The following is a 16,721-nucleotide window of genomic DNA, read 5'->3' as shown; positions in this document are numbered from 1 at the left end:
ACCTGGGTTTCGGGGCGTCGGAACGCGTCGGTGCGGCCGTGGCGGGCCTGGGGCGCCTCAGCGGGCCGGTCCGCGCCCACGACCAGCGTCGGGGGTCGGATCCGGCGATGCCGAGCGGGCGGTTGCGGTCTCCGCTGGCGCCGTACCGTTCCGCGCCACCGGGCCGGCCTGCGGCACCGTGGCCGCGGACAGCTGGAGTGGAACGACCGCCGCGGCGGGCGGTCCGGAGCGGTAGCCGGCGTGCCGACCGGCCGCGACGTCCCACCGGCGTACGTCGTTGAGAACGCATCCGAGCACCCGGGCGCCCACGTCGCGCAGCATCTCGGCGGCGGCTCGAACCTGCTCGTCGGTGACGCGACCGGCCCGGGTCACCAACACCACGCCGTCGGCGTGGCCCGCCAGCACCGTGGCGTCGGCGACGGGCAGCACGGGTGGCGTGTCGATCAGGATCACGTCGTACCCGTTCCGCTCGCGGCGCAGCAGCTCAGCCATGGCCGGCGAGTCGAGCAGCTCGCTGGGATTGTTCGGGCTGGTCCCGGCGGCCAGCACCCACAGCGTCGAGTTCCCGAGCCGGCGTACGGCACCGGCGCTGTCGAGCCGCCCGTCGAGCACATCCGACAGGCCGGCGCCCGGTTCCAGCCCCAGATAGCGGCCGACGCGCGGGGTCCGCCAGTCGGCCTCGACCAGCAGCACCCGCTTGCCGGTCGCCGCGAAGGCCAGGGCCAGGTTGGCCGCCGTGCTGGATCGCCCGTCCCGGGGTACCGGGCTGGTGATCACGACAACCTGGTGCGGGATCGAGCCGTCGCGGTGGCTCAGTCGGGTCCGGAGCTGACGGAACGGCTCCGCCGCCGGCTGATAGCCGGCGTCGACCACCACCGGCCGGCGCGACGGCCAGCCGCGGTGCGGCACCACGGCGACCACCGGGGCCATCGCCGCCTCGACGAGCTGGTCGGGGCCCCGGACCGTGCGGTCGAAGGTTTCCCGTGCCGCCGCGGCGAGCACGCCCACCACCAGACCCAGCAACAGTCCGATGCCGAGGTTGCGCAGCGGCCGCGGAAAGACGGGGTTCGGGTTGAGCGTCGGCCCGGCCACCGGTTCCGCGCGCAGCAGCGCCGACTTGTGGCCGGCCGGCGTCTCGAGCTTCGCCACCAGCTTGCCGAACTCCTCGCTGACCGCTTCCGCCAGGCGTTCGGTACGACCCCGGTCGGTGTCGGTGACGGCCACCCGGATCAGCGCCGTGTCCTCCGTCCGCTGGGCGCTGAGCCGACCCTGGACCTGCGGACCGGTCAGGCCGATGCCGTCCCGAGCGGCGACCATGGCGGCGAGGCGCTCACCGTGGGCCAGGTCGGCGTACAGGTCGGCGCGGTCCCGCGCGTAGGCGCCACCTTGAAAGACGTCGCTCGGACCGGTCCCGGTCGACGAGAGCAGGAAGACCGTGTCGGCCTCGTACCGCGGGGGGACGGCGGCGGTCACGCCCCAGGCGACCCCGGATCCGACGACCAGTGCCACCAACACCAACCACCAACTACGGCGTACGGCGCGCATGGTCCGCCAGCCAGCCATGACATCTCCCACCAAACCTAGACAGCGAGGCGGGAACCAGTCTGGCCGGTAAATGGACATCAGGGGGCTAAACGGCCGAAAACGGAAAGACCGCGCCCCGGTCAATCACGAGGATCGACCGGGGCGCGGTATGGGTGCAGCGGGATCAGGCGACGTCGAAGCGGTCCAGCTCCATGACCTTGGTCCAGGCCCGCACGAAGTCGGCCACGAACTTCTCCCGGGCGTCCTCGCTGGCGTAGACCTCGGCGAGGGCCCGCAGCTGGGAGTTCGAGCCGAAGATGAGGTCGACCGCGGTGGCGGTGAACTTCACCTCGTCGGTGGCCAGGTCGCGGATCTCGTACACGTGCTCGTCGGACTCCGACGCCTTCCACCGGGTGCCCGGGGAGAGCAGGTTGACGAAGAAGTCGTTGCTGAGCACGCCCGGCCGGTCGGTGAGGACGCCGTGCGTCGTGCCGCCGACGTTGTTCCCGAGCGCGCGCAGGCCGCCCACCAACACGGTCATCTCGGGCGCGCTCAGGCTGAGCATGTACGCGCGGTCGACCAGCAGCACCTCCGGCTGGGTCTTTTCGCCCGGCCGCAGGTAGTTGCGGAACCCGTCGGCGCGCGGCTCCAGGACCGCGAACGACTCGACGTCGGTCTGCTCCTGGGTGGCGTCCGTACGCCCCGGGCGGAACGGCACGGTCACCTCGACTCCGGCGTCCCGGGCCGCCTTCTCGACGGCGGCCGAGCCGGCCAGCACGATCAGGTCGGCGAGCGAGATCGTGGCGCCGCCGGCGGCGTTGAACTCCCGCTGGATCCCCTCCAGCGTCTGCAGGACCGTCGCGAGCTGCTCGGGCTGGTTGGCCTCCCAGCCGCGCTGCGGCTCCAGCCGGATCCGGGCGCCGTTGGCGCCGCCGCGCTTGTCCGTCGAGCGGAAGCTGGCGGCCGACGCCCAGGCGGTGGAGACCAGTTGGGCGACGCTGAGGCCGGAGTCCAGCACCTTGGCCTTGAGGGCGGCCACGTCGGCGTCGCCGACCAGCTCGTGGTCGACCGCCGGCAGCGGGTCCTGCCACAGCTGGGCCTCCGGCACCCACGGGCCGAGGAAGCGGCTGACCGGACCCATGTCGCGGTGCAGCAGCTTGAACCAGGCCTTGGCGAAGGCCAGCGCGAACTCGTCCGGGTTCTGCAGGAAGCGGCGCGAGATCTTCTCGTACGTCGGGTCCACCCGCAGCGCCAGGTCGGTGGTGAGCATCGTCGGCCGGTGCTTCTTCGCCGGGTCGTGCGCGTCCGGGATGATCTCGTCGGCGTCCTTCGCGACCCACTGCTTGGCGCCGCCGGGGCTCGTGGTGAGTTCCCACTCGAAGCCGAAGAGGATCTCGAAGAAGCGGTTGCTCCACTGGGTCGGCCGGTCGGTCCAGGTCACCTCGAGGCCGCTGGTGATCGTGTCACCGCCCTTGCCGCTGCCGTACGTGCTCAGCCAGCCCAGGCCCTGGTTCTCCAGCGGCGCGCCCTCGGGCTCGGGGCCGACGTGGTCGTCGGCCGGGCCGGCGCCGTGGGTCTTGCCGAAGGTGTGACCGCCGGCGATGAGGGCCACGGTCTCCTCGTCGTTCATGGCCATCCGGCGGAAGGTCTCCCGGATGAAGTGCGCGGCCGCGGCCGGGTCGGCGTTGCCGCGCGGCCCCTCCGGGTTGACGTAGATGAGTCCCATCTCGGTGGCCCCGACACCCGCGGCCATCTCCGTGTCCGAGGAGTAGCGCTCGTCGCCGAGCCAGGTGTCCTCCGGACCCCAGAAGATCTCCTCGGGCTCCCAGACGTCCTCGCGGCCGAAGCCGAAGCCGAAGGTCTTGAAACCCATCGACTCCAGGGCCACGTTGCCGGCGAGCACGAGCAGATCGGCCCAGGAGACCTTCTGGCCGTACTTCTGCTTGACCGGCCACAGCAGCCGGCGGGCCTTGTCCAGGTTGGCGTTGTCGGGCCAGCTGTTGAGCGGGGCAAACCGCTGGCCGCCGTCGCCGGCGCCGCCGCGGCCATCCTCGATCCGGTAGGTGCCGGCCGCGTGCCAGCTCAGCCGGATCATCAGGCCGCCGTAGTGGCCGAAGTCGGCCGGCCACCAGTCCTGCGAGGTGGTGAGGACCTGAGTGATGTCCCGCTTCAGCGCCTCGACGTCGAGCTTGGCGAACTCCCTCGGGTAGCTGAAGTCCGCGCCCAGCGGGTTGCCCTTGGCGGAGTGGGCGTGCAGCACCGACAGGTCCAGCTGGTTGGGCCACCAGTCCCGGTTGCTCCGCGGGCGACCGCCGGTCTTCGTGGTCGGCGAGTCGATCGCCGGGTTCTCGCTCTCGCTGCCCTGCGCGGTCACGGAGTCGTGCGCGACCGGGCAGCCGGCCGCCTCCATCCGGTCCACGCCCTGCGCGCTGGCCGGTGCGTTGTCCTGGGTGTCGCTCATCTGCTTCCTTCCGAACTGGCGGATCGCTGGGACGTGCGCTCGGTCGCGCAGTCGGGGCAGCTGCCCCAGTAGACGACCTCCGCCTCGTCGACCACGTACCCGTGATCGTTGGAGGCGGTCAGACAGGGAGAGTCGCCGACGGCGCAGTCGACGTCGGCGATGGCGCCGCAGGAGCGGCACACCACGTGGTGGTGGTTGTCCCCCACCCGCAACTCGTACCGTGCCGTGGCGCGGGCCGGCTGGATGCGCCGGACCAGACCGGCGTCAGTGAGCACCCGCAGCACGTCATAGACGGCCTGGTGGGAGACCGTGGGATGATCGGCCCGGACGAGGTCGAGCACCGTGTCGGTGTCGACGTGCGGGTGGTCGCGGAGCGCCGCGAGGACGGCCAGCCGGGGCCGGGTCACCCGCAACGAGGCCGCCCGCAGCCGAGCCTCGGAGTCGGACGCCATGCCACGAACATAGTCCACTCTTTTGGAACGAATCAAGTTTGGCGCGGACGGGCCGGGCGTCGCGGGGGAAGCAGCCACCCGATCAGGTGACGACCGACACCGATCGTACCGATTCGGGGTATTTGTCCTAGTCTCAGGTAATTCGCGCCTGGCCTTCGCATTCTGACCGGCGCGGGCGAACAGCCGGCTGGGGCGTCCCGGTCCCGGAACTCAGGAGGGTGTCGATGAGCGGCAGCAGGGCGGACGGGAAGATGCGCCGGCGTAACTTCGTGAAGCTCTCCGGGGTGGCCGGCGCCACGGGAATTCTCGGCATGCTGGGCGCCGACCGGGTGCTGGCCGACGCCGGGCCGGGCGGCGGCGCACCCGCCGTCGACGCACCACCGCACGGTGGACCGCCCAACGGGTGGCCGTCGGGCGACTGGCCCTCGGACGGTTGGCCGCCGGACGACGGATGCCGGCCACCCACGCCCGAGCCCACTCCCCCACCTCCACCGGGCGGCGCGAACTGCCCGGCGGAATCGTTCGACTGCGGCTATGTCAACGACACCGGACCCAGGGTCTACCTGTGGGAGGCCGTCCAGGTCTGCGAGGGACAGAAACCAGGGCCACCGTTCCCCAGCTGCCTCTCCACGACCCTCGACTACGTGATCTTCAACGGGGGCTCCGGTTCGGACCACGACTACCTGACCGTTCCCAGTTGCCGCGTCAAGGGCATCGAGTGCCCGTGGATCGCCACGCCCGCCGCACCGAACTACTGGCTGGCCGCGTGGAACAACGCCCAGCAGGGAGCGCCCGGCTATGTGCACTATCCCCAGATCGGCCTGGGCATCAACTCGATCGGGGACCGGATGCAGGACCAGTTGCACATCCACATGGCCGGGATCCTCTCCGGGATCCAGGGTCAGCTCAACAGCGTCGACAGCACCATCACCAACAATCCGGCCAGGTGGCGCAACCAGTTCGTCCGGGTCGTCGGGCGCAATGCCGCCGGGGCCACCGATCGGCGTACGTACCGGGCGTTGCGCGTAGCGGACCTGAACACGAACCTCTTCACGCTGCTACGCGACTACATCGTGCGACCGAACAACACCACGATGGGTGAGCAGATGCTGGTGGTGACCCCCCGCCTCACGGGCAGCGGCGGGTTCTACGTCCTGAACAGCCAGGCGTTGATGCCGATCAGGCCGCCGGGTTATCCCGGCGGCACGGGCACCAGCGACCTCCTGCTCGTGTACGCGTAGCCCGAGCGCTCGCCGGGCCCGATGACCGCTCGGCCGGACGGCCCCGGGCCGTGCAGGTCCTTCTTCGACCATCGAATCGATTGACTTCACCGCGCTCGCCACCGGAGGATGAAGGCGCCGAGCGATCGAGTGCCGTGAGTCAGCCGGAGTCGGCTCGTCCGGACGGGATGGGCGCCGTCCGCGAGCCAGCGCGACCTGTCCGAGCGCCAGAAGGTGTCCCAGTGTCGGCGACGCCCCGGGTTCTGCGCGAGATGGACGTCACCAGATCCTCGTTCAGATGGAGTGCTCCATGCCTCATGAACCCCTCCGCCGCCGCCTGCGACTCGCCTTCGCGGTGGCGTCGATCGCCGCGCTCGGTCTGGCCGGCCTCGTCGCAGCGAGCCCGGACGCCTCGGCCGCGCTCCGGCCCACCGACCGTGGCTCCTTGACCGCCGCGCTGACGGCCGCCGCCGACTCCCGGGTGGCCGCCGGTTACGGCCACACCTGCGCCATCCGCGCCGACGGCGCGCTCTGGTGCTGGGGCAGCAACGGCAGCGGCCAGGTCGGCGACGGCACCACCACGGCCCGGACCACGCCGGTACGCGTCGGCACGGCCACCAACTGGGCCCGGATCGAGGCCGGCACCAGCTTCACCTGTGGAATCCGCACCGACGGAACCCGGTGGTGCTGGGGCAGCAACAGCCGGGGCCAGCTCGGCGATGGCACGTACACCAGCCGGAACACGCCGGTGCAGGTCGGTGCCGCCACCACCTGGGCCAGCGTCAGCGCCGGAGACAGCCACACCTGCGCCACCCGGACCGACGGCACCCTGTGGTGCTGGGGCTTCAACCGCCTGGCTCAGCTGGGTCAGGGCGGCACCTCCCCCTACACCGCGACCAGCCCGATCCAGGTGGGCACGGCCACCACCTGGTCGAGCGTCACGACCGGCTTCGGGCACACCTGCGCCACCCGCACCGACGGCTCGCTGTGGTGCTGGGGCGACAACTCGAGCGGGCAGCTGGGCCTCGGCACGCTTCTGCCGGCGACGACGCCGACCCGGGTGGGCACCGCCGCCACCTGGACCGGGGTGACCGCCGGCTACGCGCACACCTGCGCCGTCCGCGGCGACGGCACGCTGTGGTGCTGGGGTGAGAACGGGTACGGGCAGCTGGGCATGAGCGGCAGCTACCAGACCGCGCCGGTCCAGGTCGGCACAGCAACCAGTTGGACCCGGGTCGAGGCGACGTTCGACACCACCTGCGCGGCGCGCACCGACGGCACCCTCTGGTGCTGGGGCAACAACATGGCCGGCCAGCTGAGCGACGGCACCACCACCAACCGGTACGCCCCGGGCCAGATCGGCGCCGTCACAACCTGGACGGGCGACTTCGTCGCCAGCTACCACGTCTGCGGGTTCCGCGCCGACGCCAGCCTGTGGTGCTGGGGCTACAACGGCACCGGTCAGCTCGGCGACGGCACCACCAACCAGCGGTCGACCCCGGCCCAGGTGACCCTGCCGAGCTGACGAACATCCGGTCGTCGTCCCGATCGGGCGGCCCGGAGAGCGGTGCCGGCAGCCCGGCTGGCCGTTCTCCGGGTCGGTCGATCAAGTGGGACCGAGCGGGCATCCACTCGTCGCCCTGGGCGTCTGGTCAGCGCGACCGGACGACGGCCGCGGCGACCGTCAGGGCCCAGGATTGCGCGACCGTCCGCAGACCCGACGGGCTTCCCCCGGGACGGCGATGGCGTGGCGGACGGTGACGGCGGCTGGCACCGGCCGTCGGTCACCGAGGTTCGCGGGAAGGTCGGCCCCGCGTCGAGCAGCTGAACGGAGACGGTCACCGCGAGGCAGACCGGATGATCGCCGCCGTGGTTGGTGATCTCGAAGTAGCGGGTGTCGCCGGACCGCCCGACGTCCGTCACGGTCAGGTACGCGGCCACATTGCCCGATCGCCCGCCGCGGTTGCCCTGGTATAGGGCCTCGGTGACGTCGTACGAGCCCAGCCCGGTGACGGGCGTCCGCTCCAACTGGTAGGCGGCGTTGTCGACGGCCGTGCGGACCTGTCCCGCGTCGGGCGTGGTGGACCGGTGGTACGCGAGGCCGCCGATGACCAGGACGGCCGCGATGGCAACGGCCACCGCCCACCAGGTCGCTGGCTGGCGCCGGCTGGTCGGCATCCCTTCCGCCCTCCTCTTCCCGGACAGCCGCCGCCGTCCTTCACTACCGAGCGATGCCCCGATGGCCGGGGCCCGGGGACCGCACGACGACACAATGTACCGAGTGGTACATGTACCGCATGGCATAGCTGTTGGCAACCGCGCGACGCCCGCCCGCGACGGGACGCATTCCGGGCCGGCGGCGGCGTCGGCGCCGCCGCCCGGCCGGGGCGGATACGTTGATTTGCGTAGGACCATGGTTGCTTTCCGACGGACGACCCGGCCACGCCGCCGCGACATCATGGCGCCAGGCGATGGGAGGACCGGGTCATGCGCAGACCGACGGCGTGGCTGCTGTTGATCGTGGCAATCATTTTCGGACTGGTGCTCGCGTACCCGTATCTCAGCCTCGACATCGACCACAGCCGGATCGACGTGCGCGGCGGCCTGCGCTACGCCGTCCTCGTGACGCACATCTTCACCGCCACGGTGGCCCTGATGCTCGGCCCGCTGCAGTTCATGCCGCGAGTCCGGGCGCGCCGGCGAATCCACCGGGCCATCGGGCGGGTCTATCTGCTGGCCGGGGTGCTGCCGTCGGCGCTGGCCACCATTCCGGTCGCCATCTGGTCCGACCGGCTCCTCACGCAGGTCGGACTGAGCACGGCGGCCGTGCTGTGGCTGATCACCGGCGGCCTCGCATACCGGGCCGCCCGGCGGCGTGACTTCGCCGATCACCGAGCCTGGATGATGCGCAACTACGCGCTCACCTTCCTCGCCGTGACGGCCCGCATCCTGGTCCCGGTGCTGCTGCTGGTCCAGATCCCGTTCGGCGGGGCCGACGCCGGGTCCATCGGAGCACGCGCGCCGTCGATGATCCCGATCGGCCAGACCCTGGGCTGGATCATCAACCTGATCGTGGTCGAACGCCTCATCAGGCGCCGTCCCCGCACACCGGAGCCCCTCCGGACACGGGCCGTGGCCATGCCGGAGACCCGGTGACCGGCCGGCCGGCGTCGTCCGGGCGACCGGTCACTAGGCTGCCGGGATGCGCCTGCGCGTGCTGACCTGGAACGTCTACCACGACGCGGGGGATCCTCGGCGGACCGACCTGCTGAACCGGACGGTGCGCGCGCTCGAGCCGGATCTGGTCTGCCTCCAGGAGGTCTGCGATCCCCGGCGCGGCGGGCAACTGGTCGCGCTTCTGGCGGGCACCGGGCTGCGGCACACCACCCACCAGACCGGGGTGCTCGGTGATCCGCCGCCGGGCACCGAGCGGTACGGCGGGACCGCTGTGGCCACCCGCTGGCCGCACCGGGTGGTCGAGGTACGCGAGGAGCACCCGGCCGGCGCTCACTGGTGGACCCTCGCCGTGGCGGTCGACGTTCCGGCGGGCCGTCTGCTTCTCGTGGCGCCCACCACCCCCTGGCAGCCGGAGGCGGCAGCGGCCCGGGAGCGGCAGGCCGAGCAGATCACCGAGATCGACCAGCGGCACCGGGGCAGGTTGCCGACCATCGTGGCCGGGGACCTCAACGCCCGGCCCGGGGAGGCCGGCATCCGTCGTCTGTGCGGCTCGCCGGCGCTCGCCGGATCCGGCGCCGGCTTCCAGGACGCGTGGGCAGTGGCCGGTCGCGGCCCGGGTCACACCTGGTCGGCGAGGAACCCGACCGCGGCGGCCGAGATGCGGCAGACCATCGGGCGGCCCGTCCGGTGGCGCATCGACTATGTGCTGGTCGGTCGCCTCCCGGCCCCCCGACCGGACGGCGGGCCGCGGATCGTCGCCGCCCGCCTCGTCGGTGACCGGGCGGTCGAGGGCGTGTGGCTCAGCGACCACTTCGGGCTCCTGGCCGACCTGGACCTGACCGCCGACCCGGGCGGGTAGGCCGCCCGGCCGGGGGTCGCGTGCCCCGATCGGGGGCCTCCCGCCAGCCGGGAGTCCGGCCGCGAGGACCGGGCCCGCGGCCGGCCCACCGAGTGGTGCCGGTGACGGTCATCGCGCAGAATCGGCCCGATGGCCCCCGCGACGAGTCCCGCCACCCCCGCCACCACGCCGCGGTCCAGCACGTGGGCCGTGGTGGCCGCGCTGTGCCTGGTGCAGTTCGTCGACGTCATGGCGGTCACCGTGGTGGTGACCACGCTGCCCCGGATGCTGGCCGACGTCGGTGGCACGCCGGCCGACAGCACGCTGGTGGCGACCGGGTACGCGATGGTCTTCGGCGGCCTGCTGATGTTCGGCGCCCGGCTGGGCGACCGGCTGGGCCACCGCCGGTGCATCCTCGGCAGCCTCGCCGTGTTCGCCGCCGGCTCACTGCTGGCCGCGACGGCCACCTCGACGCTGATGTTGACCGCGGCGCGCTGTGTGCAGGGCGCCGGCGCCGCGGCGGCGGTGCCCTCGGCGCTCACCATCCTGGTCACGGTGACGGGCGCCGGCCGGGCCCGGGCGCGCGCGGTGGCGGCCTGGAGCGCCGCCGGCGCGGCGGCCGGCGCGAGCGGTTTCCTCGTCGGTGGGCTCGTCTCGGCGGTCGGCAGCTGGCGTACCGTCTTCTGGGCCCTGCTCGCCGTCAGCGCCGTGCTGGCCGCGTTGGTCGGCGCCCTGGTGCCGGCCGGCGCCACGGCGCGGGCGGCCGGCGGGTTGAACCTGGTCGGCTCGGCCCTGCTCACCGCCTCGGTCATGCTCGTGGTGGTCGGCGCCACCCTGCTCACCGAGGCGACGCACCGGTTCGCCGCGGTCCTGGTCCTGTGTACGGCGGCCCTGACCGGCGTGCTCTTCGCCCTGACCGACCGCCGATCGGCCGCGCCGCTGCTGCCCCCGCCGCTGCTGCGGCGGCCGCAGGTCCGGCACGGCACCGTCGGCGCCTTCCTGAACACCGCCACGACCAGCGGCGTCGCGGCCCTCATCACGCTCTACCTGCAGAACACCCTCGGCTACCCCCCGATCCGGGCCGCCGTGACCTTCCTGCCGCTGAGCGTGCTGGTGATCGCCGGCTCGGCCGCGGCCGCACGGCTCATGACGCGGCTGCCGCCGCAGCGGGTCACCGCCGCGGGCCTGGGTCTGATCGGTGTGGGCGTCGCCGCCCCGCTGCTGCGCCCGGCCTGGACGCCGCTGGTCGCCGCCGGCATGGGGGTGGCCGGGCTCGGCCTGGGGCTGTCCTCGGTGGCGGCCACGTCGATGGGTACGGCGGTGGCCGAGCGGTGGCGCGCCACGGCGTCCGGGGTGAACAACACCAGCGCCCAGATCGGTACGGCGATCGGCACCGCCCTCATCCTGCTGGCCGCGGCCGCCACCACCGGCATCCCCGGCCCGGCCACCGGCACCCCGTACCCGGCCTGGGCCGCCCCGGCCGCGGTGGCCGCCCTCGCCGCGGTCGCCTTCGCGCTGGTCCGCGCGCGTCCGCCGGTGGACGAGGCCGACCCGGCGGCCGGCGCCGAGACCGCCGCCGACCGCCTCGCCGACCGGCGGGCCTGATGCCGGTCCGGGTCGGACAGGGCGTGCCGGGCATCGGTCCGGCGCTACGATCCGGGGGTGGAACTGGCCCTGTTCACCGGAGCCCGGCCCGGACCGTCGTGACCCCGCGGCGGCCGTCGTTCGTCCTGCACGAGCACCGGCGACCCACGCACCACTTCGACCTCCGGCTGGAGGAGGACGGGGTGCTCCGTTCCTGGGCGCTGCCCCGGGGGCTGCCCGACGACCCGGCCCGCAACCGGCTGGCCGTCGAGGTGGCCGACCACGCCCTCGACCATCTCACCTACACCGACGCGGACAAGTCGATCGCGGACATCGGCTGGTGGGAGGAGCACGACCGCACCGAGCGCCGGCTGCTGTTCACCCTGCACGGCCAGGAGGCGCCGGGGCGGTACGCGCTGATCCGTACCGACCGTGACTGGCTGCTGCACCGCACCAAGGACCAGCCCTCCCCGGAGGGCGCTGGCGGCCAGAGACCTTGACCGGCTAGGTGGCGTCGGCCGATGCCGCGCTGAGGTCCTGCCCGGCGGCCGCGGCAAGCCGGGCACGGACGTGCGCGGCGTCCGAGTGCTCCAGCTCGGTGAGGATGACCAGCGCCCGTTGCCAGGCCCCTTGGGCCGCGTCGGTCTCGCCGGCGGCCTGGTGGGACTCGGCCAGCCGGCTCAGGGTGTCGGCCTCCCGGTAGCGGTGCCCGAGGTCCCGGCACAGCCGGACGGCATGCAGATAGTGTTCGACCGCCGCTTCGTAATGGCCGAGGTGGTGGTGGATCTGCCCGAGGCTGTCCCACGCGTCGGCCTGGCCGGGTCGGTCGTCCAGGGTCCGCAGCAGCACCAGCGCCTGACCGCAGGCCGTGAGCGCCGCGGCGTGGTCCCCGAGGCGGGTCTGGCACCAGCCCACGCCGTTGAGCGCGAGTGCCTGACCCCGCTGGTCGCCCGCCCTCCGGTACAGCTCGAGGGCCCGGCCGACGTGATGGAGGGCCTGGGAGGGCTGGCCCTGCGCGTCCCACAGCATGGCCAGGTTGTGCTGGGTCCTGGCCAGCAGGGCCAGGTCGCCGCCGCGGGTGGCGAGGTCGAGGGCGCGCCGCAGGTGCAACAGGGCCTGGTCGAAGCGCCCCATCCGGTGGTAGGCGCGGGCGAGCAGCCGTACGGCTTCCGCCTCGGCGGGCAGGTCGCCGAGGCGGTTCGCGGCTGTCGCCGCGGTGGTCTGCACCCGGACCAGCTCGGGCCAGTGTCCGAGCCGGTCGAGATAGTCCGCGACCGTCGCGCCGAGCCGGGCGGCGTGGGCATCGAGCCCGAGGGCCGCCGCGTGCCGCACGGCGGCCACCAGGATGGCACGGTGGGTGTCCAGGAAGGCCAGCGCCGCACGCTGGTCGGTGGGTGGGGAGAGCGTGACACCGGCCTCGGCCCGACCGATCGGCAGCGGTGCCCGGGCCGGGTAGAGCAGCCGGTCGGCGGCGTGCGCGGTATGCAGATAGTGGTCCAGCATCCGGCTGGTGGTCGCCGCACGGGACGACGCGTCGTCCGTCTCGACGGCCAGGTCGCCGGCGTACGCGTGCAGCAGGTCGTGCAGCGCGTACCAGCCCGGTACGGGTTCGGTCAGCAGGTTGGCACCCACGAGACGGTCCAGCAGCATCCGCACCGACGCGGCGGGCGCTCCGGCGATGCTGGCGGCGGCCGCGAGCGAGAACTCGGGACCGAGATGCAAGCCCAGCAGCCGGAACAGCCGGGCGGCCGGCGGGGTGAGGGCCCGGTACGACCAGGAGAACCGGCCCTGACGTCGAGGCTCGGGTCGGCCACGTCGGTCAGCGCGTCCAGCCGGGTGCCCCCGTCGCGCAGCGATCCCACCACCTCGGCCAGAGGCCGGTCGGGCCGGGTGGCCGCGCGCGCCGCCACGATCGCGAGCGCGAGCGGCAGCCGGCCGCAGCCGGCGACGAGTTCACGTACCGCTCGGGGCTCGGCGGCGACGCGTTGCGCGCCGAGTCGACGGCCGAGCAGTTCGGTGGCCTCGTCCGGTGGCAGCGGGTCGAGCGTGATCAAGTGACCGCCGTCCCGGGCGAGCAGGCCGGTGAGCTGGTTCCGGCTCGTGACCAGCACAAGGCTGCCCGGTGCGCCCGGCAACAGTGGCCGGACCTGCTCGGCCTCGCCGGCGTTGTCGAGCACGACGAGCATCCGCCGGCCCGCCATCGCGCTCCGGTACACGGCCGACTGCGCGTCCAGGTCACCGCCGGGTATCCGGTCCGGTGGCACGCCGAGGGCGTCGAGGAACCGGCGGATGGCCTCGGTCGGTTCCACTCCGTGCGGTTCGGGACCGAAGGCTCGCAGGTTCACGAACAGTTGGCCGTCCGGGAAGCGCTCCGCGACCCGGTGCGCCCACCGTACGGCGAGGGCGGACTTGCCGATGCCGGCGGTGCCGGACAGCACCACCAGCGCCGTCTCAGCAGATGCGGTCGGCAGCCGGCGGTCCAGCGCAGCGATCTCGCGGGTACGTCCGGCGAAAACGCCCAGGTTCAGCGGCAGCTGCGCCGGCACTGGACCGGGCCGCGCGACCGCGTCGACGTCGCGCACCGGGTTGACCTCTACGGTTGCGGCGGCGGCGGTCGCCGGCGGGCTGGTGTCTACCCCGCGGCCGACCTCGCCCCGCAGCACGGCTTGGTGGGCGTCCCGCAACTCGGTCCCGGGGTCGACACCGAGCTCGTCGGCGAGCCGGTGCCGGACCTCCTGGAACGTCCGCAGGGCCTCCGCGGTCCGGCCCAACCGGCCCAGGATCCTGATGAGCACGGCGAGCAGCGGCTCGCACCAGGGGTTTTCGCTGGCTAGGTCGGTAACCGCGCCCAGCACGGCCCGCGGATCGCCGGCCGTCAGTTCGGCCTCGGCCCAGGCCACCACGGCGGTGATCTGCTCCTGCCGCCATGCATGGCGGGTGCGCTCCACCCAGCCGCCGGACAGGCCGGCGAGCGGTTGGCCCCGCCAGAGCCCGGTCGCCTCGCGGAGCAGCTCGATCCTTCTCGGCGGAGGGCAGGACACCTCCCGTGCCATGACGACGAGGTGCCGGAACCGGTGCAGGTCGATCCGGTCCGGCTCGGCCTGAAGCTGGTATCCGCCGGCACGGCGTTCGATCCGCGCGAAGCTTCCGGGCGCCACCGGCGTGCCGGCGAGATGGCGCCGACAGCGGGCTATGTACGCCTGGAGCGTGCGGTGCGCCTCCGGCGGCGGCTCGGTGCCCCACACGCGATCCACGAGGTGCGCCACCGGCACCGGACGGCCGGCGTCGACGGCCAGCGCCGCGAGGACCAGACGCTGCCGCGGCGACCAGGCCGGCGGGTCCACCGCACCCGCCAGCTCCACCGGCCCGAGCAATTGCAGCACGCCAACCCCTCAACTGGCCGCCGCGACGCACTCCGTCAACAACGATGCAACGTATCCGTCCACAGGGTCGGCACACGCTGTCACCGTCCAGCACCCGACAGAACTGGGGGACCGAAAATGAATTCGAACCTGTCACTCGTGCTCGCCTCGCGGCTACGACGGGCCATCCGTAGCCGCCCCGGTCGCCTGATCGCCGCGACGCTGCTGGCGGGCGTGGCGGTGGCCGGCCTGGCCGTGCCGGCCGGCGCGCAGCCCGCGTCGACCGCGGCGGCGGGCGCGCGGTCGGCGGCGGCCGCACCGGTGGTGTACCTCGGCGGTTCGTTCCACGAGATCAAGAACAGCGGCAATGGGCTGTGTCTGGAGCCCTCGGGCCAGTCCACCGCGCCCGGCGTGCAGATCGTGCAGGCGCCGTGCGCGTTCACCGGCAACGAGAGCCTGGCCCAGGGGTGGCAGTTCACCAGGGTCGGCACCAACCACTACACGTTCCTCAACCAACTCAGCGGCCTCTGCCTCAACGCCACCGACCTGGTCAACGGCGGCGCAGTGATCCAGTGGCCCTGCTCCCGGATCAGCAACCAGGAGTTCAACATCGGTACCTCGTTGCCTGCCGTTGCCAAGATCGAGTCGCGGATCCACTTCAGCGACAGCGGGTTCTGCGTCGACGTGCCCGGCGCCTCCGGGCAGGCCGGCCTGGCGGTCCAGCTCTTCCGGTGCAACGGCACACCGGCGCAGATCTGGGTGAACGGCTTCTGACCCACGACGGCCGGATCCGTCCGGCGGCGCGCCCGGCGGCTCAGCACCGCCGGGCGTTCCGCCGTACCCGCCCGGTGCCTACCGGCGGCGCTGATCGGGGCGGTGCTCGGTTTCACGATCGGATCCCTTGTCCCGCCTCGTCGCCGCGCCCACGGCAACCGACAGACGGTCAGCCGGTGAGCCGCTCGACCACCTTGACCAGCGCGTCCACCCGGTCGAAGTCGCCCAGCCGGCGGGTGACGTAGCCGAAGGTGAAGGCACGGCGCGGGTCGGCGTACCCGACGTTGCCGCCGAGACCGCCCATCCCCCAGGTGCCGTCGTCCTCCACCTGCATCCCGAGCGTCCATTGGACGCGGCGGCCCAGCAGCAGGTCCGGGCCGTCGTACCGGACCCGGACGGCCTCGGCCACCGTCTCCGGCCGCAGCAGCCGCACGCCGTCCAGGACGCCGCCGGCGAGCAGGCCGGCGTAGAACCGCGCCAGCCCGGTGGCCGTGGTGTGCAGGTTCACCGCCGGGACCTCGGCACCGCGCCAGAGCGACCCGTTGAGGACGTCCAGCGCGAGGTAACCGGCCGGGTTGCCGACCATCCGCCGGCGGGGTGAGCCGGGAGCGCCGATCATCCGGCGGGGCCAGTCCGGGTCGCCGTACTCCAGCTCGGCGCAGCGCCGCTGGTCCTCGGCGTCGAGCCCGAAGCCGAGGTCCAGCCGCCACGGCCCGGCGATCTCCTCGGCCAGGAACCGGCCGACCGACCGGCCGTCCACCCGGCGGACCAGTTCGCCGACCAGGTGCCCGTACGTCAGCGCGTGCTCGGCGGCGGCCGTGCCGGGCGGCCACTCCGGGGCGGTGGCGGCCAGGTCGGCGCAGAGCACGTCCCAGTCGGCGAACGCCTCGGCGGGCCGGGGCACCGGGAAGGCGGGCAGCCCGGCGGTGTGCGACAGCAGGTGCCGGACCAGCACGTCGGCGCCGGAGAACTCCGGCCAGTGCTGCCGGACCGGGTCTTCCAGGTCGAGCCGGCCCCGGTCCACCAGCACCAGCACGCACAGCGCGGCCACCGGCTTGCCCACGGAGAAGGCGTTCACCACGGTGTCCGCGGCCCAGCCGCGGGCGCCGGCCGCGTCGGCCGAGCCGCCGTACAGCTCGACCACCGGCCGGCCGTGGTGGATGACCGACAGCGCGGCGCCGGTCTCGGCGCCGCTGGCGCACAGCTCGGCGAAGACCTCGCGGACCGGCGCGAAGGGGGGCTCGACCATTCCGGTGACGGTGGCGTTCACCCGGCCATCCTGCCGCACGCCGCCACGGCCGCCGCCGCAGGACCGACGGCAACCACCCG

At 73.4% G+C, this 16,721-nt stretch carries 14 protein-coding genes; 7 read left to right on the top strand and 7 right to left on the bottom strand.

What is annotated here, in order from left to right:
- Positions 1 to 57: 57 nt before the first annotated feature.
- The 3 genes from ACFFHU_RS27100 to ACFFHU_RS27090 form a co-directional block, all read right to left on the bottom strand.
- Entirely contained in the window at positions 58 to 1,563 is a 1,506-nt protein-coding gene (locus tag ACFFHU_RS27100; protein ID WP_377343137.1) for a tyrosine-protein kinase domain-containing protein, read from the bottom strand.
- 145 nt (positions 1,564 to 1,708) lie between these two features.
- Entirely contained in the window at positions 1,709 to 3,985 is a 2,277-nt protein-coding gene (gene katG, locus ACFFHU_RS27095) for a catalase/peroxidase HPI (RefSeq protein ID WP_377343136.1), read from the bottom strand.
- The gene (locus ACFFHU_RS27090; protein WP_377343135.1) at positions 3,982 to 4,437 is read right to left on the bottom strand and encodes a Fur family transcriptional regulator; all 456 of its coding nucleotides are present in this window, start codon (positions 4,435 to 4,437) and stop codon (positions 3,982 to 3,984) included. The genes katG and ACFFHU_RS27090 overlap by 4 nt, the downstream gene beginning before the upstream one ends.
- Before the next feature lie 224 nt (positions 4,438 to 4,661).
- On the opposite strand from ACFFHU_RS27090, the gene ACFFHU_RS27085 reads away from it, so the two are divergent.
- Complete coding sequence (locus tag ACFFHU_RS27085) at positions 4,662 to 5,678, top strand: CDP-diacylglycerol diphosphatase (RefSeq protein ID WP_377343134.1); 1,017 nt, start codon at positions 4,662 to 4,664, stop codon at positions 5,676 to 5,678.
- A gap of 289 nt (positions 5,679 to 5,967) precedes the next feature.
- Positions 5,968 to 7,182 carry an RCC1 domain-containing protein gene (locus ACFFHU_RS27080; protein WP_377343133.1) on the top strand — a complete coding sequence of 405 codons (1,215 nt, stop codon included), beginning with the start codon at positions 5,968 to 5,970 and terminating at the stop codon, positions 7,180 to 7,182.
- Here the strand turns inward: ACFFHU_RS27080 and ACFFHU_RS27075 are convergent.
- Positions 7,119 to 7,835 (bottom strand): hypothetical protein, encoded by a 717-nt coding sequence (locus ACFFHU_RS27075; protein ID WP_377343132.1) that lies wholly within the window; start codon positions 7,833 to 7,835, stop codon positions 7,119 to 7,121. The genes ACFFHU_RS27080 and ACFFHU_RS27075 overlap by 64 nt on opposite strands.
- A gap of 309 nt (positions 7,836 to 8,144) precedes the next feature.
- On the opposite strand from ACFFHU_RS27075, the gene ACFFHU_RS27070 reads away from it, so the two are divergent.
- From ACFFHU_RS27070 to ACFFHU_RS27055, 4 genes are all read left to right on the top strand, one after another.
- Positions 8,145 to 8,813 (top strand): DUF2306 domain-containing protein, encoded by a 669-nt coding sequence (locus ACFFHU_RS27070; protein WP_377343131.1) that lies wholly within the window; start codon positions 8,145 to 8,147, stop codon positions 8,811 to 8,813.
- A gap of 46 nt (positions 8,814 to 8,859) precedes the next feature.
- Positions 8,860 to 9,693: an endonuclease/exonuclease/phosphatase family protein gene (locus ACFFHU_RS27065; protein WP_377343130.1), complete on the top strand. Its 834-nt coding sequence runs from the start codon at positions 8,860 to 8,862 to the stop codon at positions 9,691 to 9,693.
- A 129-nt stretch (positions 9,694 to 9,822) separates the two neighbouring features.
- Complete coding sequence (locus tag ACFFHU_RS27060; protein ID WP_377343129.1) at positions 9,823 to 11,277, top strand: MFS transporter; 1,455 nt, start codon at positions 9,823 to 9,825, stop codon at positions 11,275 to 11,277.
- 98 nt (positions 11,278 to 11,375) lie between these two features.
- Positions 11,376 to 11,756 (top strand): DNA polymerase ligase N-terminal domain-containing protein, encoded by a 381-nt coding sequence (locus ACFFHU_RS27055; protein WP_377343128.1) that lies wholly within the window; start codon positions 11,376 to 11,378, stop codon positions 11,754 to 11,756.
- A 4-nt stretch (positions 11,757 to 11,760) separates the two neighbouring features.
- Here the strand turns inward: ACFFHU_RS27055 and ACFFHU_RS27050 are convergent, their stop codons facing one another.
- Positions 11,761 to 12,906 carry a tetratricopeptide repeat protein gene (locus ACFFHU_RS27050; protein ID WP_377343127.1) on the bottom strand — a complete coding sequence of 382 codons (1,146 nt, stop codon included), beginning with the start codon at positions 12,904 to 12,906 and terminating at the stop codon, positions 11,761 to 11,763.
- Positions 12,870 to 14,639 carry an AfsR/SARP family transcriptional regulator gene (locus ACFFHU_RS27045; RefSeq protein WP_377343126.1) on the bottom strand — a complete coding sequence of 590 codons (1,770 nt, stop codon included), beginning with the start codon at positions 14,637 to 14,639 and terminating at the stop codon, positions 12,870 to 12,872. Before ACFFHU_RS27045 ends, ACFFHU_RS27050 begins: the two co-directional genes overlap by 37 nt.
- Before the next feature lie 117 nt (positions 14,640 to 14,756).
- Between ACFFHU_RS27045 and ACFFHU_RS27040 the strand changes: the two genes are divergently transcribed.
- Positions 14,757 to 15,392: an RICIN domain-containing protein gene (locus tag ACFFHU_RS27040; RefSeq protein WP_377343125.1), complete on the top strand. Its 636-nt coding sequence runs from the start codon at positions 14,757 to 14,759 to the stop codon at positions 15,390 to 15,392.
- A 169-nt stretch (positions 15,393 to 15,561) separates the two neighbouring features.
- Here ACFFHU_RS27040 and ACFFHU_RS27035 read toward each other — a convergent pair whose 3' ends face one another.
- On the bottom strand, positions 15,562 to 16,662 hold the full coding sequence (locus ACFFHU_RS27035) for a serine hydrolase domain-containing protein (RefSeq protein ID WP_377343124.1): 1,101 nt from the start codon (positions 16,660 to 16,662) through the stop codon (positions 15,562 to 15,564).
- Positions 16,663 to 16,721 lie beyond the last annotated feature (59 nt).

The organism is Plantactinospora siamensis, assembly GCF_042434095.1.
GTDB lineage: Bacteria > Actinomycetota > Actinomycetes > Mycobacteriales > Micromonosporaceae > KBS50.
The sequence above is the reverse complement of the archived record's forward strand: the minus strand, read 5'-3'. Positions and strand labels throughout refer to the sequence as shown.